The sequence below is a fragment of the Acetobacterium sp. genome (assembly GCF_039830195.1).
Lineage (GTDB): Bacteria > Bacillota > Clostridia > Eubacteriales > Eubacteriaceae > Acetobacterium.
Map to the genome: position 1 here is coordinate 15,017 of NZ_JBDODG010000023.1, position 21,304 is coordinate 36,320.

At 44.3% G+C, this 21,304-nt stretch carries 17 protein-coding genes; 13 read left to right on the forward strand and 4 right to left on the reverse strand.

All coding sequences use genetic code 11. The features are described from left to right. Positions 1-10: 10 nt before the first annotated feature. Positions 11-1,681: a glutamine--tRNA ligase/YqeY domain fusion protein gene (locus ABGU93_RS07775; RefSeq protein WP_347412909.1), complete on the reverse strand. Its 1,671-nt coding sequence runs from the start codon at positions 1,679-1,681 to the stop codon at positions 11-13. Positions 1,682-1,769: 88 nt separating this feature from the next. Further along, a complete protein-coding gene (locus ABGU93_RS07780) occupies positions 1,770-2,876 on the reverse strand; it encodes an aminopeptidase (protein ID WP_347412910.1) in 1,107 nt (368 codons plus the stop codon). A 236-nt stretch (positions 2,877-3,112) separates the two neighbouring features. Here ABGU93_RS07780 and ABGU93_RS07785 point away from each other — a divergent pair, with 236 nt between their 5' ends. From ABGU93_RS07785 to glmS, 8 genes are all read left to right on the forward strand, one after another. Then, positions 3,113-3,280 carry a zinc-ribbon domain-containing protein gene (locus ABGU93_RS07785; RefSeq protein ID WP_041668887.1) on the forward strand — a complete coding sequence of 56 codons (168 nt, stop codon included), beginning with the start codon at positions 3,113-3,115 and terminating at the stop codon, positions 3,278-3,280. A gap of 152 nt (positions 3,281-3,432) precedes the next feature. Then, positions 3,433-3,690 carry a GIY-YIG nuclease family protein gene (locus tag ABGU93_RS07790; protein ID WP_347412911.1) on the forward strand — a complete coding sequence of 86 codons (258 nt, stop codon included), beginning with the start codon at positions 3,433-3,435 and terminating at the stop codon, positions 3,688-3,690. A gap of 21 nt (positions 3,691-3,711) precedes the next feature. Further along, entirely contained in the window at positions 3,712-4,746 is a 1,035-nt protein-coding gene (locus tag ABGU93_RS07795) for a potassium channel family protein (protein WP_347412912.1), read from the forward strand. Between the two features lie 54 nt (positions 4,747-4,800). Further along, a complete protein-coding gene (locus ABGU93_RS07800; RefSeq protein WP_347412913.1) occupies positions 4,801-6,153 on the forward strand; it encodes a MurT ligase domain-containing protein in 1,353 nt (450 codons plus the stop codon). Beyond that, the gene (locus ABGU93_RS07805) at positions 6,153-6,917 is read left to right on the forward strand and encodes a cobalamin biosynthesis protein CobQ (protein ID WP_347412914.1); all 765 of its coding nucleotides are present in this window, start codon (positions 6,153-6,155) and stop codon (positions 6,915-6,917) included. Before ABGU93_RS07800 ends, ABGU93_RS07805 begins: the two co-directional genes overlap by 1 nt. 86 nt (positions 6,918-7,003) lie before the next feature. Beyond that, the gene (gene mnmA / locus ABGU93_RS07810) at positions 7,004-8,047 is read left to right on the forward strand and encodes a tRNA 2-thiouridine(34) synthase MnmA (RefSeq protein ID WP_347412915.1); all 1,044 of its coding nucleotides are present in this window, start codon (positions 7,004-7,006) and stop codon (positions 8,045-8,047) included. A gap of 223 nt (positions 8,048-8,270) precedes the next feature. Beyond that, complete coding sequence (gene glmM, locus ABGU93_RS07815; protein WP_347412916.1) at positions 8,271-9,641, forward strand: phosphoglucosamine mutase; 1,371 nt, start codon at positions 8,271-8,273, stop codon at positions 9,639-9,641. Between the two features lie 335 nt (positions 9,642-9,976). Further along, complete coding sequence (glmS, locus tag ABGU93_RS07820) at positions 9,977-11,800, forward strand: glutamine--fructose-6-phosphate transaminase (isomerizing) (protein WP_347412917.1); 1,824 nt, start codon at positions 9,977-9,979, stop codon at positions 11,798-11,800. A gap of 433 nt (positions 11,801-12,233) precedes the next feature. On the opposite strand, the gene ABGU93_RS07825 is transcribed toward glmS, so the two are convergent. Further along, the gene (locus ABGU93_RS07825) at positions 12,234-12,809 is read right to left on the reverse strand and encodes a uroporphyrinogen decarboxylase family protein (protein WP_347412918.1); all 576 of its coding nucleotides are present in this window, start codon (positions 12,807-12,809) and stop codon (positions 12,234-12,236) included. Between ABGU93_RS07825 and ABGU93_RS07830 the strand changes: the two genes are divergently transcribed. The 5 genes from ABGU93_RS07830 (at position 12,803) to ABGU93_RS07850 (ending at position 19,548) form a co-directional block, all read left to right on the forward strand. After that, complete coding sequence (locus ABGU93_RS07830; protein ID WP_347412919.1) at positions 12,803-14,281, forward strand: methyl-accepting chemotaxis protein; 1,479 nt, start codon at positions 12,803-12,805, stop codon at positions 14,279-14,281. The two genes, ABGU93_RS07825 and ABGU93_RS07830, sit on opposite strands and share 7 nt — an antisense overlap. A gap of 242 nt (positions 14,282-14,523) precedes the next feature. Beyond that, complete coding sequence (locus ABGU93_RS07835; protein WP_347412920.1) at positions 14,524-15,423, forward strand: LysR family transcriptional regulator; 900 nt, start codon at positions 14,524-14,526, stop codon at positions 15,421-15,423. Beyond that, positions 15,420-16,304 (forward strand): LysR family transcriptional regulator, encoded by an 885-nt coding sequence (locus ABGU93_RS07840; protein ID WP_347412921.1) that lies wholly within the window; start codon positions 15,420-15,422, stop codon positions 16,302-16,304. Before ABGU93_RS07835 ends, ABGU93_RS07840 begins: the two co-directional genes overlap by 4 nt. A 134-nt stretch (positions 16,305-16,438) precedes the next feature. Then, a complete protein-coding gene (locus ABGU93_RS07845) occupies positions 16,439-18,487 on the forward strand; it encodes an NAD(P)/FAD-dependent oxidoreductase (RefSeq protein ID WP_347412922.1) in 2,049 nt (682 codons plus the stop codon). Between the two features lie 116 nt (positions 18,488-18,603). Then, positions 18,604-19,548 carry an NmrA family NAD(P)-binding protein gene (locus ABGU93_RS07850; protein WP_323397008.1) on the forward strand — a complete coding sequence of 315 codons (945 nt, stop codon included), beginning with the start codon at positions 18,604-18,606 and terminating at the stop codon, positions 19,546-19,548. An 88-nt stretch (positions 19,549-19,636) separates the two neighbouring features. Here ABGU93_RS07850 and ABGU93_RS07855 read toward each other — a convergent pair whose 3' ends face one another. Further along, positions 19,637-21,160, reverse strand: a complete 1,524-nt coding sequence (locus tag ABGU93_RS07855) for a PucR family transcriptional regulator (RefSeq protein ID WP_228882700.1) — start codon at positions 21,158-21,160, stop codon at positions 19,637-19,639. Between the last annotated feature and the right edge of the window lie 144 nt (positions 21,161-21,304).

Below are 21,304 nucleotides of genomic sequence, written 5' to 3' on the forward strand. Positions count from 1 at the left end.
CATTTATCAGTTAGTTTGTCGGTTTCCAGGAACTTTTTAAAGAGACAATCTGGTTAAAAACCGGGGCGTCTGGGGTTGAATATTTGGGATCGACTGAGAAAAACCCGTTGCGGATAAACTGGAATTTTTCATACGGGCTCGCCTTCAGCAGTTCTGGTTCAATATAGGCTTTGACAATTTCCAATGATTTCTGATTGATCCGTTCCAGAAAGTTGTCTTTGTTGAGTCCGGCATCGTCTTCGACCAGATAGTCGTAAAGGTGGATTTCCACTTCGCTGGCATGACTGGCATCCACCCAGTGGATGGTCCCTTTGACCTTGCGCTCGCAGCCGGCCCCGGATTTGGTAGCCGGATCGTAGGTGCATTTTAACTCAATCACCTGGTCGTCGGCATCTTTAACCACTTCCTGACAGGTGATGAAGTAGGCACCACGCAGGCGGACTTCATTTCCGGGGAATAGCCGGAAATACTTTTTAGGAGGTACTTCCATAAAATCACTGCGATCTATCAGAATTTCCCGGCTGAATGGAGTAGTATAGCTACCCATTTCGTCATTTTCCTGATTAAGTGGTAGTTCAACCCACTCGGTTTGGTTTTCCGGGTAGTTCGTGATGGTCACCTTCAGGGGATCGACCACGGCCATTAATCGGGGCGCTTTGAGTTTCAGGTCGTCCCGGATAAAATGTTCGAGCATGGCAATATCCACGGTGCTGTTGGTTTTAGCGACCCCGATGGCTTCGCAGAAGGCCTGAATAGACTCGGGCGTAAAGCCGCGCCGGCGTAAACCGGAAATGGTGGCTAACCGGGGATCATCCCAGCCGTCGACAATTTTTTCATCGACCAGTTGTTTTAAGAAGCGTTTGCCGACAATGGTTTTGGTCAGGTTGAGTTTGGCAAATTCGATCTGCCGCGGCGGTTCGTTCTTAAAATCGTCGATGTTCGCCAATACCCAATCATAGAAGGGGCGGTGATCTTCAAATTCCAGGGTACACAGGGAATGGGTAATCCCTTCGATGGCATCCTCAATCGGATGGGCGTAATCATACATCGGATAGATATACCAGTCTTCGCTGGTGGAATGGTGTTGGGTATGGAGAATCCGATAGATCGCCGGGTCCCGCATATTCATGTTGGGGCTGGCCATATCGATTTTAGCCCGCAGAATATAAGAGCCTTCCGGCAACTTTCCGGCCTTCATTTGTTCGAACAGGTTCAGGTTTTCTTCGATCGGGCGGTTGCGGAAGGGACTTTCCTGGCCGGGTTCGGTCAGGGTGCCCCGATACTGGCGCATTTCCTCGGCCGACAGTTCATCTACAAAGGCCAGACCCTTGCTGATCAGTTCAACGGCGTACTCGGCCATTTTATCAAAATAACTGGAAGCGAAAAAGAGCCGCTCATCCCATTTGATTCCCAGCCAGCTGAGATCTTCTTTGATCGAATCCACATATTCCAACTCTTCTTTGATGGGGTTGGTGTCGTCAAAGCGGAGATTGAACTTTCCATGATACTGTTGCGCAATCCGGTAGTTGAGAAGTGATGCTTTTGCATGACCTATATGTAAATATCCGTTTGGTTCGGGGGGGAAGCGGGTGTGAACGCGATCGTTGGTGTAGACTTTGTTGGCAATGTCCTGATCGATTGCATTGGTGATAAAATTCGTCTTTTTTTCCGTGGTCTCCATTAATTTCCTCCTGTTTGTATATTTGCCAATAATACCATAAAGCCGGGTTTATTACAATAAATTGGGTGATGATAGGTATAAATAGGGATTATTTTTTGATGAACATTCCGTTCTGGTAAAAAAGCTCGCCATCAGCATAAATCTCACCACCGTCTTTCATGTCGCAGAGCATGTCCCAATGGAGCATCGAGTCGTTGATGGGGCCGCATTCGGGGTAGGATTTACCCAGAGCCACATGAATGGTACCACCGATTTTTTCGTCAAAAAGCATATTGCGGGTAAATTGGGTAATGCCGTAGTTGGTGCCGATGGCAAATTCACCGGCATAGTGGGAACCTTCGTCGGTATCAAGCAGGGCGTGGAGCAAGGCTTCGCCGCGTTTGGCGCTGGCCTGGACGACTTTGCCGTCCTTGAAGATCAGACGGATGTCTTCAATTTCTTGGCCGCTGTAAATACCGGGAAAGGTGAAACGAATGGTGCCGTTTACGCTTTCTTTTACCGGTGCAGTAAAGACCTCACCGCTGGGGAAATTATGGTGGCCGTCGGAATTGATCCAAATCCGGTTTTTGGTACTGAGGGTCAGATCGGTATCTTTGGCAATCACATGGAAGTTAGTTTTTTGATTTAAATAGCCGACCATTGCTTCCTGTTCATCATGAATTTTCTGCCAGGCGGTAGTAGGGTTGTTGGTATTCAGGAGACAGGCCTCAAAAACGAATTCTTCATAGTCGGACAGCGACATATTGGCTTCCTGAGCGCCGCTTTCAGTGGGGTAGAGGCACAATGTCCAATCCATTTCACCCCGGGCCACCCGGTCATTGTAAATTTTAGTGACTGGTGCACCAGAACGGCGTTGCAGAGCGATACGTTCGCTGGGAACCGCTGCCAATGACTTCAGGTTATGGTCCCCCAGAATGTTTAAAATCTTATCAGCTTTGGCATAGACTTCCATCATCATCGGCGCATTAAATTGTAGCTGGTCGTCGTTGCCTTCCTTTAAAAGAATTTCTGAGATTCCTTCCGGGTTGAGGATAACAGTGGGGTGAGCGCCGGCTTTTAAGATCTCCCGGTAGCACTCTTTAATCAGGGGCAGGGCCAGATCGGAACCCCGGATCACAACCCACTCGTCTGGTTTAATGTAGAGGGAGTAATTGACCAGGGTTTGGGCATATTTTAACAGTCGCTGATCTCTCATGATTTATCTCCTTATAATTGAAATAGTATTATTTTAATATATCCGAAAAAAGAATTTAACTCAATAAAAAATTAAAAAAACAGGTGACAAATGTAAACGAACATTGTATAATGACCATAGTATAGTTAATGATTACAAGTTCATAAATGGTAAAAAATGTTCAGACAAAATTGTCCATGCTCCATTTAAAAAAGAATAATCAGATCCTGTACATTAAAATTAAGTGGAGGTAACTCATGGAAGACAGAACTTTAATTTGTCAAGATTGTGGCGAAGAATTTGTATTTACAGTAGGTGAACAAGAATTCTACCAGGAAAAAGGTTTTGACAATGAACCAAAAAGATGTCGTGAATGTCGAACAAAAAGAAAACAAACTAGAAGACCAAGAAACAGCAACTTCTAGGAATTAAAAAAAAACAATTAAGATCCCTTTTAGGGATCTTTTTTTCTTGCGAACCGGTAAACGGAGGAACCGCAAGAATAAATAGATAAGTTGATGTGACAGATTAAACCGGTTGGACGATTTCCCATTTAAACTGAAAGAAAGATAAACAAATGATAGACAAGGCTTACGTTTATATCGTAAAATGTAGTGATAATACACTTTATACCGGATGGACCACCAACGTTGAAGCCCGGATCAAGGTTCATAATTCGGGAACCGGGGCAAAATATACCCGGGGCCGCCTGCCGGTGACGCTGGTTTATTGGGAAGCTCTCAATACCCGGTCAGAAGCCCTGAGTCGGGAAGTTGCCATCAAAAAAATGACAAAAGAGCAAAAAATAAAGTTGATTGAGAGTCGTGAACCATAAGATCAATAAAGGAGTTTTCAGATGAATCCCTTTGTCAATGAATTTCCGGTCTACGAAACCTTGGCTAATGGAAATGCCATTATTATTATTTATGATCTGTTTATCATGCTGCTTTTTTTGTTTGAACTATTTTTATTTTACAATAAAGAACGAATTGTTGAAGAAGTAAAGCTGAATCAAACAAAAAAAATCAAACCGTTCCGACGTTTTCTGGTAAAATTGATTGTCAATTATGAATATCAGGGGATTTTAATGGTGTCCGGCGTGTTGCTGGTTATTTCACTGGTGGTGGTCTCCAGCCATCATCGGATCTTAGTCAGTGAATTAGCCGGAATTTTAGGAAGTTTTGCCGTTTTTATTGTCATCGTATTTCTGGTTCAGCATCTTTTTATGAAGATCGATCAGTTTCAGGATATCATTGTCTCACGTTTTGTGGATTTGATCTTTTATCTGGTCCTGGGTCATTACTTTGTGCTGTTTGCGAATTTTATTTCGCCACCAAGCCTGCCACTGGGTCTTGTCGGACTTTCCTTTGCCTTGATTCTCTGTTTTTCGGTGATGATCCGGGCCATTGCCAATCCCAGCATCATCCGGAGTTCGGTTTCAAAGCGGCGAAAATATCATGAAACCGCCAGTATTCTAAAAGGAATGCTGGTACTGGTTGTCAGTGAAATGAGTATCCTCTACCTGATGGTCTTTAATTGTTTTAAGATCGATCCGAATTTTTATGTGGCCAATTCAGACCGGGCCCTGGACGCCTTTGATATGCTCTATTATATGGTGATCTCTTTTGCTACCATCGGTTATGGGGATATTCACCCGGTCCGATTTAATGGTATCATCTACGGCGAACTGGTGGCGATGGTGATCGGTTTGGCCAGCATGTTCAGCACCGCCTGCTTTGTTGGAGCAGTGGTTGCCGGAGCGGCTCAGATGAGCTGGAATCAGAGCCTGGAAACAAAAGATCAGGATGATTCATCCGATCCGTCAGATCACAATGACCGCAAAAGCATGCTCACTGTGGTTCGGGAAAAATTAAAGAATAAAGAGTTGTAGAGCTCACAGCACGATTGCAATAGCAACTACAATAGTAAAGAAAGGTTATTAACAATGAAATTTTATCTCGCATTATGGTTTGCAAAATTAATGGGGATTGCCATTAAACTTGTCAGCAAGGGTCGGGGAACCAACCTTCCGGGTGAAAAGGCGTTGACAATCGACCCTGATTTTGTGAAACATTTTAAAAATATTGACTACTCGAAGGTTATTTTTATTACCGGAACCAATGGAAAATCCTCGACGACCAACCTGGTCACCCATATTTTAAAGCAAAATGGAAAGAAAATTGTCTCGAATCTGGAGGGTGCTAATTTACTGGGTGGAATTGCCACAATGCTGGCCAAAGAAGCCAGCTTATTGGGGAAACTGAAGGCGGACTACTATGTTTTTGAAACGGATGAGCGTTATCTACCCTTGATTTATGCCCAACTGCCGGCTGAAAACATGCTGATCACCAATTTACAAAAAGACCAGGTCCAGAGAAATGGGGATCCGGATTTTATCATCCGTAAATTAAAAGAGGTTGTGAATCCCAGGATGACACTGATCCTCAATAACGAAGAACCGCGATCCCGATTTTTTGAGGAAATAGCCCGTCGCTCCATTTATTACGGGGTTTCCCGTCACGATGAATCATTCACTAAAGGTGCGGATTACCCAACCCAGGCCTGTCCCAAATGCCATCATGATATGAGTTTTGACTATTACAATGTTGATAGCATCGGCGCTTTTCATTGTGACTTTTGTGGTTTCGCCAGTAAAAGCACACCGGACTATCAGGTCACTGATCTGAATTTTGCCGAACAAACCTTTAAGCTGAAGAATGTCGACTTCCATATGCCCTATGATCTGCCCTTTATGTTTTATAACTATGCCGGTTCGTTGGCTGTTTGTGAAGAAATTTGCGGTATCGCGCCAGCTGCGGCAGCTAAGGCTTTTGATAATTTCAAAAACATTGGCGGCCGCTTTGAGATCTTGACCTATAAAAATAAAACCATTAAATACATGCGGATTAAGCAGGAAAATCCTGATACGCTCCAGAGTGCTTTAAATATTATGGCTTCTGATAAGAGTAAAAAAATGGTGGCGTTGGGTTTGTATGTGGTCAATGACTTTGTACCCCATTATATCAATACCTTTTATGCCTTTGACTGTGATTTCAAACCGGTGGTAGAATCAAATGTGGAGCGCTATCTGTGTTTTTCTGAACATGTTTCTTATGATACCGCCAACCGGCTTGTTTATGATGGGGTTGCCAAAGAAGCGATCACAATTATGGACAGTGACGATATTAACGAAATTTTCGCCGAGATTGACAAGGCCGAAACCGATAATATTTATTTAATCACCTGGCTCTCCACCTTTGAAAAGATGAAAAAATTCATAGAAGGAGGACAAAACTAATGGAACAGACCATAAAAGTCGGCTGGCTTTTTAATAATATGTTTAACCTTCATGGCGACCGGGGCAATCTGCTGGCCATCCGGGCCGAAGGGGAACGCCGGGGCTACCGGGTTGAGGTCGAGCAGATTAACCTGGATACGGAGATCTTTAACCCGTTGGACTTTGATTTTCTGTTTTGTCCGCCGGGAGAAATTGACCATTTTGAGGCGGTGGCAGCCTATCTGGAACCGCATCGCAAAGAGTTGATTGCCTATATTGAAACCCGGCCGATGCTGGTGACCGGCACAACGGTGGCGCTTTTTGGGGAAACAATCAGCCGCGATGATCAGTCTTCGATTAGAGGACTGGGCATTATCGAAATTGAAACCCGGGAAAATCACGCCGTTTATGGCGACGATCTTTATTACAGCTGTCAGTATAATGGCAAAGAAATGGAAATCGTCGGTAGTCAAATTCAGATGATCGACCTGGATATCAAAGAAGAGTCACCTTTTGGCCGGTTGAAATATGGTTACGGCAATAACGGTGAGACTCGATTTGAAGGTGTTATCAGCGGCAAAGGTATTTTTACCAATACCCTGGGCCCGGTGTTGGTTTGCAACCCCTGGCTCACTGAAGAAATCATCAATTTAATTGAAACCAATAAGAACTGGCCGATTTGGGAAGACCACCGGGATAATACGCTGGAGCTGGAGTCCTTAAAATCCAAGATCGTCCACATTGAAAAAAAAGAGACCCGGTTGAAGGACATCACAGTACGCTAGCATAAATACTACTAAGAACTTGAATCAAGCATTTAACCGAGGCATTTAACTTGGAATTAAAATTAAATTCAGAGAAAGAAATAAACGTGAAAAAGAAAAAAGTGATTATCGGATTAAGCGGCGGTATCGACAGTGCCGCCGCTGCTTATCTGTTAAAAAATGAAGGTTACGAGGTAATTGGCGTAACCTTTAATTTTTTAAATGACGAAAATACTATTAATTCCGCCAGACAGGTGGCGGAAAAACTGAAAATTGAACACCATGTACTGGCGGCTCAAAGTCAGTTTAAGGAAAAAGTCATCAATCCGTTTGTAGCGGGCTACCAGTTGGGGGAAACACCCAACCCCTGTATGCTGTGCAATCAGAATATGAAGTTTAGACTGCTGGGTGAGTTTGCAGCAGCCAATGATGATGCCATGATTGCTACCGGACACTATGCCGAAATCCGCAAATATGAAAATGATTTTCAGCTCTGGGCCAGTCCTAATCCGAATAAGGATCAGTCGTATTTTTTATATCATCTGGATCAGGAGATGCTGGGGCGGTTGTTGTTTCCGCTGAATCGTTTTGAATCCAAAGCTGCGGTCCGTGAAATAATCCTCGGCTTGCTGCCGGAGCTGGCCCGGGGCAAAGAAAGCCAGGGGATTTGTTTTATCCCCAAGAAGGGCCACGGTCTGTTTCTTAAAGACGCCGTATTTGGGAATAACCCCACCGCCCCCGGCAATTTTGTCGATGTTACGGGAAAAATCCTGGGCCGACACCCGGGGATTCATCAGTTTACCCTGGGTCAAACCCGGGGTTTAGGGATTAACAGCGAGCAACGATTGGCAGTGGTGGAGGTGATACCGGCGACTAATACCGTGGTACTGGATGAGGAAAAGGCTTTGTATCAAAGTGCTATTTTTGTCGACGAACTGATCATCCAGTCACCCAAGGGTCTGCCGGAAACCGGTTTCACCTTTAAAACCTGTCGCTGGGGTCACGAATATGAAGGCCGTATCGAACGACTTTCCCGGACTCAGGCTATCGTCCACAGCTGTGTTCCAGTTCGGGCGCCGGCCCCGGGTCAGGCCCTGGTTTTTTATCAGGGCCGTCAGGTTCTGGGCGGTGGAATTATAAAACGGTTTTAATTCCAGTGGCCTTGAGGTATAATAAAAAAGATTTGGAAAAATTACTAGGCTTAAGCAGACTGTCAAACCACCAGAAAAGATTAACAAATGATGGGGTATGTCGATAAAGATAAGGATAATGACATGTTTGAAGTCAGTCGACTTGCACAGCAGGTTACCGAAATAGCGAATTATCTTTTGGTAAACAAACAAGCGAGCAAACAAACTAAGGAGTTTTATATAGATGGGAAGATTATTTGGCACCGATGGTGTGCGTGGAATATATGAAAAAGAATTGACATTGGAGCTGGCCTATGGTCTTGGCCAGGCTGGTGCCAGTGTGTTGGGAAGAAATGCCCACCGGCCCAAGATTGTTATCGGTATGGATACCCGAGAATCGGGAGCACAACTGGAACAGGCCCTGGCCAATGGGATTCTTTCAGTCGGTGGAGAAGTGCTGCTGGTTGGTGTTTTGCCAACCCCGGCAATCGCCGTCATTACCAGAGAACTACAAGCAGATGCCGGTGTTGTTATTTCAGCATCGCATAATCCTTATGAGTTTAATGGGATTAAGTTTTTCAACAATCAGGGCTTCAAGCTGCCGGATGCGGTGGAAAATGAAATTGAGAAGATCATCCTTGAAAGTCAGCCAGTGCCACTAAAAGATGGCGGCAGTATCCGGCACCTGGAGCAACCAGAAAGCTTTTATCTGAATCACATAAAAAAGGCGGTTCAAGGGGATTTTACTGGGCTGAAGGTGGTCATGGACTGTGCCCATGGAGCATCCTACGCCATTGCTCCGGCTTTCTTTCGTAGCCTGGGGGCCGAAGTGGTCGTCATTGGTGACAACCCTGATGGTAAGAACATTAATGCCGGATGTGGCTCGACCCATTTGCAGCCGTTGCAGCGCCGGGTCGTGACAGAAAAGGCCGATATCGGGATTGCCTTTGACGGCGATGCTGACCGTTGCCTGGCCGTCGATTGCGCCGGGAATATCATTGACGGCGACAAGATCATGAATCTCATTGGCAGTCGCATGAAGGCCTGCAATACGCTGAAAAAAAATACCGTGGTGGTGACAGTGATGAGTAATATCGGTCTGGATATTGCCTTGAAAGAAGCGGGCTGCCAAACCATCAAAACCGATGTAGGGGATCGCTATGTTTTAGAAGCGATGATTGCGGGTGATTATAATCTCGGCGGGGAACAATCCGGCCATCTGATTCTGCTGGATCATAATACTACCGGAGACGGCATGCTGACAGCCTTGATGCTGCTGGAATTGTTGAAACTGGATGGCCGGGATTCAAAAAGCCTGGGCGATTTAATGACAGTATACCCCCAGATTCTGGTTAATGCCAGAGTTGAGAATGGTCGCAAACAGGATTATCTGAAAGATGATCAGATCCAAAAGAAGATTCAGGAAGTTGAAGCTCATTTTCAGGGCCAGGGACGGGTGCTGATCCGGCCGTCCGGGACCGAACCGCTGGTGCGGGTGATGATTGAAGGAAAGGATCAGAATGAATTGACCAATATGGCCAAAGAACTGGCTCTTTTCATTGAAGATCGTTTAGGCAGTTCGGGACCATCAGTCGGTCAAGTCGTGATGGTTTAACCGGTATAAATGATTACTGAAACATTAATAACTTATTAAGAAATGAGGGGCATGCCTCTCATTTCTTTGCGTTCAAAGATCGTTTATGATAAAATAACCCAGCTAGAACAGTTTAGCTAGATTATTTCAGCGTGTATTTGGGTAAAAAAAGACCATGGACCAAAACCAAAGACAGCAAAGAAGCGCCAGAACTCAAGTGATGGTCCACACATAATTGAGTTGACGAGGTCAGGGAGTATCGAAATTTCGGCGGATGCCCTGGAGAATTGTCATGAAAAACTGAAGAGTGATCTTCAGGACAGAGATGGCATAAAAAAAGAATAACAGGTGAAAAAATGTGTGGAATTGTAGGTTATATCGGCGATAAACAGGCTCAGGATGTGCTAATTAGTGGTCTTTCCCGGTTGGAGTATCGGGGCTACGACTCGGCTGGAATTGCGACTCTGGAAAATGAAGTGATCCGGGTGGAAAAGAAAAAGGGGCGGCTTAAAAATCTGGAAGATGTTCTGGAAAAAACACCTCTTTCTGGCCAGGTCGGCATTGGTCACACCCGTTGGGCCACCCATGGGGTTCCTTCAGATGCCAATGCCCATCCCCATTGTAGTGTCAATAAAGAAATATCGGTGGTCCATAACGGGATCATTGAAAACTATATGTCTTTGAAAGATGAACTGCAAGCGATGGGTCATGTTTTCATTTCCGATACCGATACCGAAGTGATTGCTCATTTGCTCAATGAGCTTTATAACGGCGATCTGGTTCAAACCATTCAGATTGCGTTGAAGCGGATGAAGGGTTCCTACGCTTTGGCAGTTCTTTGTGCCAATGAACCGAATAAAATTGTGGCCGTCCGTAAAGACAGCCCGTTGATTGTCGGATTGGGAGATGGTGAAAATTTTATCGCTTCGGATATTCCGGCGATTCTAAACTATACCCGGGATGTTTATCTGCTGGATAACGGCGAAATGGCAGTGCTGACAGCTGACGCGATCGAGGTCATGAACAGCGCTGGTCAAGTCATTGACAAAGAAATATTTGTCGTCGATTGGGATCCCGGCGATGCTGAAAAAGGCGGCTACGATCATTTTATGATGAAAGAAATGGTGGAACAGCCCAAGGCGATGATGGAAGCCTTAATGGGCCGCTGCTGCGACAATGGCGCTTCCTTTACCGGTCTGAAGCTTGATGCTGAGATGATGAAACACATTAACCGGATTCAGATTGTGGCCTGTGGAACGGCTTATCATGCCGGGATGGTAGGCAAATATTATTTTGAAAAATTTGCCCGGATCAGCGTGGAAACCGAAGCAGCGTCAGAGTATCGCTATAAGAATCCGATTGTCGATGAAAATACCCTGCTGATTGTCATCAGTCAATCTGGCGAAACAGCCGATACCTTAGCGGCGATCCGCCTCGCCAAAGAACGGGGCGCCTGGGTTTTGGCGGTGACCAATGTGGTCGGCAGTTCCATCGCCCGGGAAGCGGATGACGTTATTTACACCAATGCCGGACCGGAAATCGCCGTGGCATCGACCAAGGCTTATGTTACCCAGGTTGGTTGTATGATGCTGTTGGCCTCATTTTTGGGAAATCTCAACGGGAAAATGAAAAAAGAAGAGGCCGCCCGGATTTGTCATGGTCTGATGATGACCCCGGGACTGATCGAAAAGGCGCTGGAAAGCCAGGACGTGATTAAAGCATTTGCTGACAAAAATCATAAAATCCATGACCTTTTCTACATCGGCAGAGGGGTGGACTTATACACCAGTATGGAAGGATCACTTAAACTCAAGGAGATCTCCTATATTCATTCGGAGGCCTATGCGGCCGGGGAACTGAAGCACGGTCCCATCGCCCTGATCGAGGATGGCACCATTGTAGTGGCCGTCTGTACCCAGGAAAATGTATTCGAAAAAATGCTCAGTAATATCAAAGAAGTGAAGGCCCGCGGCGCCCACGTATTGGCGATTGTCCAGGCCGGTCACGAGGATATTGCCTCAGAGGTAGATGAGGTCTGGGTGATTCCCGAGATGGACGATGATATCACCGCCATTCCCACCATTGTGTATCTGCAGCTGTTGGCTTATTATCTGGCCGTTGCCAGAGGCTGTGATGTCGATAAGCCGAAAAATCTGGCTAAGAGTGTGACGGTTGAGTAAAAACAAATTTAAAAATAATCAAGTGAAGACATTTAATACGGTATGCTACAAAAAAAGGAGCTTTTGCATCATAGCTTATTCGCTATTTTGCAAAAGCCCCTTTTTTCTTGAATTCTATGAAAAGCATCACCAATCTGGTATCTGGTTCAACAGGGATATGTACCCACTGTGTTTATCCCGTTTTCAAATCATATTGAAGTCAGCATAAATAAGTATGATCAGGCTTATACACTTTCAGAAGAAAATGCTCAGATCAGCGGGGTTCTCGATCTCACACCATTTCTTGGTTATTTTATTAATCAGGTTCGAGGAAGCAGAAAATCGGCTTCTTTTTTTGTGGCCGGACTATTTATCCGCCCGTGCTAGTCAATTGCCACCATAATCTCGGTCACATAATTCCCCTCATTATTTTTTCGAATACAAATGAAAACAATTAGACAGCCTGGGTTCGTCCCAGTTCATGACTGTATCGGACCGCTTCACCCAGCATTGGCCCCATCAAGGCAAGCATATCGTTGGGGTCCAGGGAGTCAACGATGACAAAGGGGAAGACGATATAGGATTGATATTTGCCATAGGTGTCCAGACACCGATGCACGTCAGCTAGTCGTTCTTCGGTGGTAGCATCCAGGTGGTCAGGTGCACCATTGGCATCGTAGCCCCCGATTAAGGCAATGCGATCGCCATATTTTTCCAGCAGCCCCACAATGTCATTAACCGGCTGAACCGAGCTCCAGGCGGCAGCGCCGGTTTCAATGATGTCTTCGATTAGGGATTCACAAAGCCCGCAGGTGTGCTGGATGGGAATCATCCCCAGTTCTTTAACGGCGTCATTGAGGCGTTTGTGATGAGGTTTGATCAGTTTTCGATAAGTGGCCGGGGACATAAACAGCCCCCGCTCGGTGGCGATGTCATCATAGTTGTTAAAAATATCCGGGTTATAATACTGTTTGACTTTTTTGGCAAATTCGACCAACAGCCACTGATCTATCGGGTATCTATTTGTCACTGTTTGAAACGATTAGCAGCACCATAGTTCAAAACACTGCCAAAATCGAACTGTATGAGCATGCCATGGATGCGATACCTTATCCCATGCATATTCTGGATACCAATTCCCATTGGCTGTTTTTTAATAAAACTCTGGAGAATCAACTTTTGCAGGCTGGCATTATTGAGAACCGCGAAGGTGCCTATGGCAGAAAAGCCTGTGAATTTGGGGTTGACTATTGCAATTCACAAGAATGTCCGGCGAACTGCAGTATTTATCAGTTAATTAATAATGACGTGACCACTTTCGATTTTGAATTTTTAGGCGCATACCTGCAAAAGAATTCTCGATTGATCACGAACAAAAAAAATGAGAAGCTTGGTTTTCTTGAAATCACCATGGATCTAACCTCATCGGTGAGTGTCAATCGATACACGGAGGCCGAGGTTTCACGGCTCAAAGAAAACCTGCTGCTTCTGGCCGATGGCGATCTGAATTTTGATCTGACGATTGGCGAAGGCAATCAATACACGGTCGAAATAAAAGAATACTTCGGGGCAATCAATACGAGTCTAGGTGTAGTCAAAGGGTCGGTCGGAGATCTGATTGGCGAAGCCGATATGCTGTTAAATGCCATTGTCAAGGGCGAACAGATAAAGGCTGATGAAACACGTTTTAAAGGTTCCTGGCAGACTATTATTTCCGGAATGAATAACATCCTGATTGAGATTGCCAAGCCCTTTGATGAGATTTCGACAGTAATGGATGCAATTTCGACTGGTGATTTGAGAACCAGCATCACGGGACACTACGAAGGCGGTTTTGACCAGATGAAACAATCGGTGAATGGCACGGTTGCACAATTAAACAGTGTTATTGAAGAAATTTCTGCGGTTACCCGGGAAATTGGCAATGGTAACCTTGATATCGACGATATTCAGGCGTATAGCGGCGACTTTGTCGGGATCTCAAATGCTCTGAATGAGATTATCAAAACATTAAATACCTTGTTAAGTGAAATCTATACGGCGGCCTTGCAGGTCAGTTCAGGTGCCAACCAGGTAGCGGCCGGCAGCCAGTCGTTAGCTCAGGGTGCCACTGAACAGGCCAGTTCCATCGAAGAATTGACCGCATCAATCGCTGAAATTGCAGATCAGACCAAGGAAAACGCCAAAAATGCCAATAAGGCCCGGGAACTAACCGGGGTTGTTCGTGAAAATGCGGATATTGGCAACGGTCAGATGGCGGAAATGCAAAATGCCATGATTGAGATCAATCAATCATCCAATGATATTTCCAAAATTATTAAAGTTATCGACGACATTGCCTTCCAGACCAATATTCTGGCTTTAAATGCTGCCGTAGAGGCAGCCCGGGCCGGCCAGCATGGCAGAGGCTTTGCGGTGGTGGCTGAAGAGGTCCGAACCCTGGCGGCCCGCAGCGCCGAAGCTGCAAAGGAAACCATCCATCAGTTTACCTTAAGAAAGTAAAATAATAATCAATAAAAGTTATCTGTTTGTCTGCATGCAGACAAATCTCAGATAGCTTTTTTATGCTGTAAACTTATATTGAAACCTGTACAATCTTGGGATAGCAGAAAAAATCGCAATATATAATTGCATTGCAGTAAAAATCAAATGCTTCATAAATTTCGCATTGTGTGGAAAACAAACGAATGATAAAATTGGAGCAAAGAATGCAATGATGAATGATCATCCCAGCGAGGTGGAAAATGGATTTCAGAAAATTGGAGTATTTTATTGCGGCAGTTGAGCATGGCAGTTTTACCAAAGCGGCACAGGAATGCTTTGTCTCCCAGACGGCCATGAGCCAGCAGATGGCTGCCATGGAACAGGAACTGGATTTTCAATTGTTTGACCGATCCGGTTATCGTCCGACCTTAACCTTAGCCGGTAAAGCTTTTTATGAAGCCAGCAAGCGGATAATTGAGGATTACGAACAAGCGGTAACAAAGGCCAAGGCCTTAAAAAATGGGTTTTCAGGATCATTGCGAATCGGCGTATCCGGTCCGGTTGAAAAACGTTTTTTGCCGGAGGTGTTAAGTAAATTTGTCGCCCATCACCCGGAAGTGAATCTGGAACTGTATGAACTCAGCTTTAGAAAATTATCTGAAAAAATAAGAAATAACGAAATTGATATTATGTTCGGTCTGGCCAATGAAATTGAGACCTATCCCCAGATCGAGATCACAACCTTATTCACCAGCACCCTATGTGTCATTGTCTCGACCAGTCATCCCTGGCACGATCGTTATGAAATCTATGGCAATGAATTGAAATCTGAAAAGCTGATTATTTTTTCAAAAACCTATGGACCCAAATATCACGACTCCTTTTTCAGGAGCTGCGAACAGGACGGTTTTGAACCGAATGTTATTAAAGAGGTCGATAATTTTGATGAGATGATTTTATTGGTTAGTGCCAATAAAGGAATTGCCATTATTTCTGAGGAAGTGCTAACCGAAGCTTCTGGGATTCACCGGATAAAACTGATCGAAACCCATCATCATTCAGAATTTTGCATGGCCCGAAATAAGAATGATGATAATCCCCTCATTGATGAATTTATGCAATTGATTATTAAAAAGAGTAAGGAGGGAGCAAGTGCTTGAATCGACAAACCCTGGAGTATTTTATCGCATTATCTGAAACTTTAAATTTCACTGAAGCTGGAAAACGCCAGTTTGTTTCACAAACGACCATCAGTCGCGCCATCAAACAATTGGAAAAAGAGATTGGTTTTGCACTTTTTGAAAGGTGCACCACAAAAGTTCAGCTCACTCCAGCGGGTAGCGATTATTTAACCAGTGTGAAATCGATACTGAAATTATACGATAAAGCGGTTGAAGATGGCGTGCGTTTAAGTTACAAAGAAAACAATGTCTTAAAAGTGGGCTTTTCTAATGATCTGGGCTTTGAGTATGTGACTGGGGTATTAAAACGATATCAGCAAAAAAATCAAAATGTCGAAATCGTTCTGCAACAAAGTACGCCGGCACAATTGCTGACCCAAATCAACGATGGCACTTTGGATATTATTTCGGTCTTTAAAGCAGAACTGCAGGATGAAAAAGGAATCAATTCATTAAATATCTGTCAATATAATGTAAAAGTTGGTGTGGGGCCATTTCATCGGTTTGTAGGACGAGAATCGATTGAAGCACCTGAACTTAGAAATGAGAAAATTATTGTACCCAAAAGGGAAAGCTTTCAGAAGCATTATGATTATATTCTGGATTGCTGTCGTCAGGATGGTTTTGATCCGATAGTCATTGAAGTCGATTCGTTTGAAACCCAGTTACTGTTAACTGAATTGGGAAGGGGCATTTCTTTCTATCCTGATTCAGATGGGCTGACGAAAAAATATCAGACGATCACGTTTTTGAAAATTAATCAGACGCATCATCAATATAACATTGAATTTGCCTGGAATCAGGCGAATAAAAATCCTTGTCTTAACGCATTCCTCAATACAGCGCGAGACAAAAATTAAAGAGGTCACAAAAGCCTGGTACTTATGCATTTTTAGCATAAGCATCAGGCTTTTTAATCGTTAGACAACAGTGTTAATTTTAATTACGATAGAAGCGTGAATACTATTATTTTATTTTGAAAGGCAGAGATTTAATGAAAAAATTTGAACAATTATTTTCGCCAGTAGTACTGGGAAACAGACAGTTTAGAAACCGGATTTTTGCAGCGCCAATTGGGTTGGAATACTATCCCGACGAGCGATTGCATCCGGGGGATGAATTTATCGCTTATTTTGAAAGAAAGGCTCAGGGCGGAGCGGCCACCGTCAGCATTGGTTCAGCAATGGCTGATAATGCCAGAGGTGCCATCGGTCCGACCATCAGACTGGATGATCCCACCGCTTTGTCGCCTTTATACAGACTTTCTCAATGTGTCAGCAGACACGGCGCTGTTGCCGATATTGAACTCCAACACTGTGGGGCAAATTCGTATCACAGCAAGTTTGGTCTGGGAAATGAGATTTTTGGTGCCTTTGATTCGGTTAATGGTTTAGGGATGGAGATTCCCCAAATGCCGGAAGACGTTATTTTTGAAATCATCAAGAAATTTGGTGATGCGGCACAAACCGCCAAACACTGCGGTTTTGGGATGGTAACTATCCATGCCGGTCATGGCTGGATGTTCAACCAGTTTCTTGGACCCCATAACAACCGACGGGATCAGTGGGGTGGTTCCATGGAAAATCGGGCTCGCTTTGTTAATGCGGCCATTGCTGATATCAAGAAAAAATGCGGTCGTGATTTTCCGGTTGGTGTTCGGATCAGCGGAGCAGAGCTTTTTGAAGGCGGTTATGACATTGACTACGGCGTTGAGATTGCCAAACAATTAGATGGCCATGCGGATCTGATCAACGTTTCGGTAGGCGCTCACGAAGAAACTTCGGTGTTTACCATCACTTCCCCCAGTATGTTTTTAGATGACGGTGCCAATATAAAATATGCGGCGGCAGTGAAAAAAGTCATCCGTCATTCTAAAATTGCAACGGTAGGTGCATTGGCTGAACCGGAGCTGTTGGAAGAGATCATTTCTTCAGGAAAAGCCGATGTGGTGATGTTGTGCCGTCAATTGATGGCTGATCCGGACACCCCTATTAAAGCCCAAATGGGACAGGAGAAAAAAATTCGCAAATGCATTCGTTGCTTTGAATGTTTCTCGGCGCACTTCACAAAGTTAACAAGCATTTGCGCAATCAACCCAGAAATTGGTTTTGAACGGGAAGTAAAATACAATCAGATATTGCCTCAAAAGAAGAAAAAAGTATTGATTGCCGGGGGCGGCATCGGTGGTATGCAAGCGGCTCTGACTGCTTATGAACACGGTCATGAAGTTATTCTTTGTGAAAAGTCAAATGAATTAGGCGGTGCTTTGCGTTGTGAGAAAAAAGTGCCTTTCAAGCAGAATATGCAGCAATATCTGGATTCACAAAGTGCGCTGATAGAAGAAGCGGAAATTGATTTGCGTATGAATACCGAAGTCACGCCGGAATTAGCTAAAGTCTTAAAACCAGATGTTATCATTGCTGCCTTGGGCGCAAAAGCAGTGATGCCCAATATCCCTGGAATTAACGGCAAAAACGTTATGGATGCAGATGCGGGATATCTGGAGGCCGAGAAAGTTGGCGAAAAAGCAGTTGTTCTAGGTGGCGGATTATCCGGGATTGAACTGGCCATTTATCTTTCACAGCTAGGGAAAAAAGTGACCATTATCGAAATGTCCAACCGTTTGAACTTTTCAAACAATGTCATTCATTCAATGGCCATTAACAATGAAATCCTGAAGTATCAAATCGTGGTAGTGACTTCAACCAAAGCTGTCGAGATCACTGAAAAAGGTGTCATTGGTGAGTTTGTTGGTGACTCATTTTCAGAAGAACAATGCTGCGATACCATTACAAAAGGAATGTTGGTATCGGCTGTGACCCAGGCCAGTTTGAATCAACACTACGAAATTGGCAAACAAAGCCTTTATGAAGCGGACACGGTGATCTATGCGCTTGGGCAGAAACCACTGCGAGACCAGTCAAATGAATTGAGAAACTGCGCACCATTATTCTTTGAACTTGGCGATTGTGTTGAACCTAAAAATGTTTATACGGCCAATGCCACCGCCTATACCATTGCCCGGGATATCGGACGTTATTGATATAACATCATAAGTAAACCTGATTATCATCTTTGCCTCTTTGAATTATCTTTTTGGTCAGAGATTCGTTATACTTGTCTTAGTTAGATAAATAACAAACAAGGAGAAACGAATTAATGGGAAAAATAATAATGACCGGTGTAGACGGTAATTTTGGCGGTTATTCTGCGCGCAGTATTTTAAAAAAAGTGCCGAAAGACCAGCTGATCTTTACAACCCCAAACAAAGATGTGATTAAACAGTATCAAGAGCAGGGCGTCGAGACCCGATATGCGGATATATTTAATAAAGAGACATTATTAAAAGCCTTTGCAGGGGGAGAGGTACTACTGCTAATCTCTATGCCTTTTGTTGGTGAGCGCCGAAGAACTGCTCACAAGAACGCGATTGATGCTGCCGTTGAAGCGGGTGTGAAAAAAATTGTTTATACCTCCATTGTCGGTGCCGGCGAAGAAGACTGTGATACCTATGAAGTTTCAGATCATAAAATCACCGAAGCTTACCTGAAAAGCCTTGATATTGACTGGATCATCTTACGGGATTCCCAGTATGCCGAGGCAATGGTATCGGTGTTTGAACAAAGTGCCGCCGAAAACGGTGTAATGGCCACTAACATGGGCAATGGGCACATGGCCTTCATTTCACGGGATGATTGTGCCGAAGTCGCTGCCTGTGTGGCGGCCGGGGCTGGCGAAAACAATACCATCTACGATATCAGTGGACCGGAAGCGATGACCATTACCGAATTCTGTAAAATCGGCAGCGAAGTCACCGGCAAAACGGTTACCTATCAGGAATTGACTGACGACGAGATGTACGCCTTCTTCGATTCTATTGGTGTGCCGAGAAATACCGAAGGTGAATGGGCCGAAACAGCCAAGAACTTTCCCTTCTGTTCCGATGGGATGGTGACCTTTGGCCGGGCCATCCGCTTGGAACAGATGAACGCCTGCTCCAAGGATGTAGAAATGCTGATTGGCAGAAAACCATTATCCGTCCGGGAAATCTTCCAGGATCTGGAAAATCACCGGATTGGTAGCCGAACCTCAACTGAAAATTAATAAAGTTAGAAAAGAAAAAAACAGCATTATCCAATTAATGGAGATGCTGTTTTTTGTTTGTCTTTATAAAAGGAATACAAATGATTTCTTATTGCGGTACATTTCGCAATAAAATTCCACAGGACAAAAACAATTGAAACATCATGTCGTCCTGGAGCATCTCATAATTCAGACCCGTGAGCTTTTGAATGTTTTTTAAACGATAAACCACGGTGTGGCGATGGATCTTGAGTGAATCAGCGGCCGCGGTAATGTTTTTGCCGTTGGCAATATAGGCTCTAAGACATAAAAGCAACTCGTGGGTATAGGGATCCTGCTGATTCAAGCTTTTAAGCTGGGGGACAATGAGCACATCGAGTTTGGTGTGGCGATCAAGAACCGTTAAAATATGATCGGCATAAATGTCATTAAAACAGATGATTTCACAAGCAGCATCATTGGCGTATTCGTTGGCTATCTGACACTGCAGATAGGCCAGATTAATTTCATAGATATCATTAAAAACCATACTCTTCGTCGCTTTGAATTCGCGTTTGGCTAAGAAATCCAGAATCAGCTCATGGAACTGTTTTTTATTTTCAGGTTCGAGATTGTAATCACAGACGAGAATCAGTGACTCAAACAAAAAAATCAGCTGATCTTTAAACAATCGGGAAAGCTGATTAGAGTAACCCTGAGTGCTGAAATCCGAATCAATAATTTTTCCGGCAGGGCTAAAGCACCATAAGGCATAAGGTTCCGCGATCTTGCGGTCTTTTAAACCTAAATGATGGGCGAGGATATGGGGATCGACGTATTTTTCTTTAATCAAACGGTAGAGATACCAGGGGGTTTCCAGATTTTTGCAAAATTCGTCATTCACCTTTAGGGCATTTTCGATTATTTGCTGAGCCAGCCACAGGTTGGCATATTCGGACTTTGTCAGCGGACTGATCAGTTCCGTCATCGCCAGTGATCCGAACAGCTGGCCATTGACAAGAATCGGCGCAATCAGGCGTTTGATGTTTCCAAACGTATCCGGGGACTGATAATAAAAGGGCTGGTGCTGGGTTCTGAACTTTTCGCTGAGATTGATACTGTCAACCTCTTTTAAAGAATAGCCTTTTTCCAGAACGTGAGCCCAGATCGCATCCAATTTATCCAGATTCATGTTACTGGTGCGCATCAGCAGCCCCTGGGAATCGTCAAACAAGGCCGCCGGGTTTTTAAGATACCGGCAGGCTTCGTCAAGGATGGCCTGGAGCGTCTGGCCGTTAAAAATCGCTTCGTTAATGTGTTCCAGCCATCGTTGATAGCGGTCAAAAATCGCCTGAACCGCGTCAAACAGCTCACCGGCATCGGTTTGCGAAGGTATGATGATAACCGACCAATGGGGGTCGAGCAGGGCTTCGTCAATCGGACCCAGACAGATAAAGGACAATGATTTTGGCGATTGCAGGTCAGCTAATTGTTTTGCATCGCTGAGATAGAGCAATTCCTCACTCAGGTCACAACCACCCTCAGGGCGATAAAAGCGGATTCCGGAGAGGTTTAATTGAATGGTTTTGCCTGAAATTAATGCAGCGTCCGGCCAGGCGAGCTGTTCAAATACAATATCAATGCTCAGTTTCATCAGGAACTCCTTTCATCTTATACAAGTTTGTATAATAATAATGATTATTTTTTTATTATATGGACAATGACTTTAAAGTGCAAGTTAAATATAATAAGGACAAATAAAATATTGAGAAGGATTTCATTATCACTTCTCAATCAA

Excerpts from the sequence above, each read along its gene's own strand:
- ABGU93_RS07775 (WP_347412909.1), bottom strand. The coding sequence starts at position 1,681 with ATGGAGACCACGGAAAAAAAGACGAATTTTATCACCAATGCAATCGAT.
- ABGU93_RS07780 (WP_347412910.1), bottom strand. The coding sequence starts at position 2,876 with ATGAGAGATCAGCGACTGTTAAAATATGCCCAAACCCTGGTCAATTAC.
- ABGU93_RS07785 (WP_041668887.1), top strand. The coding sequence starts at position 3,113 with ATGGAAGACAGAACTTTAATTTGTCAAGATTGTGGCGAAGAATTTGTA.
- ABGU93_RS07790 (WP_347412911.1), top strand. The coding sequence starts at position 3,433 with ATGATAGACAAGGCTTACGTTTATATCGTAAAATGTAGTGATAATACA.
- ABGU93_RS07795 (WP_347412912.1), top strand. The coding sequence starts at position 3,712 with ATGAATCCCTTTGTCAATGAATTTCCGGTCTACGAAACCTTGGCTAAT.
- ABGU93_RS07800 (WP_347412913.1), top strand. The coding sequence starts at position 4,801 with ATGAAATTTTATCTCGCATTATGGTTTGCAAAATTAATGGGGATTGCC.
- ABGU93_RS07805 (WP_347412914.1), top strand. The coding sequence starts at position 6,153 with ATGGAACAGACCATAAAAGTCGGCTGGCTTTTTAATAATATGTTTAAC.
- glmM (WP_347412916.1), top strand. The coding sequence starts at position 8,271 with ATGGGAAGATTATTTGGCACCGATGGTGTGCGTGGAATATATGAAAAA.
- glmS (WP_347412917.1), top strand. The coding sequence starts at position 9,977 with ATGTGTGGAATTGTAGGTTATATCGGCGATAAACAGGCTCAGGATGTG.
- ABGU93_RS07835 (WP_347412920.1), top strand. The coding sequence starts at position 14,524 with ATGGATTTCAGAAAATTGGAGTATTTTATTGCGGCAGTTGAGCATGGC.
- ABGU93_RS07845 (WP_347412922.1), top strand. The coding sequence starts at position 16,439 with ATGAAAAAATTTGAACAATTATTTTCGCCAGTAGTACTGGGAAACAGA.
- ABGU93_RS07850 (WP_323397008.1), top strand. The coding sequence starts at position 18,604 with ATGGGAAAAATAATAATGACCGGTGTAGACGGTAATTTTGGCGGTTAT.
- ABGU93_RS07855 (WP_228882700.1), bottom strand. The coding sequence starts at position 21,160 with ATGAAACTGAGCATTGATATTGTATTTGAACAGCTCGCCTGGCCGGAC.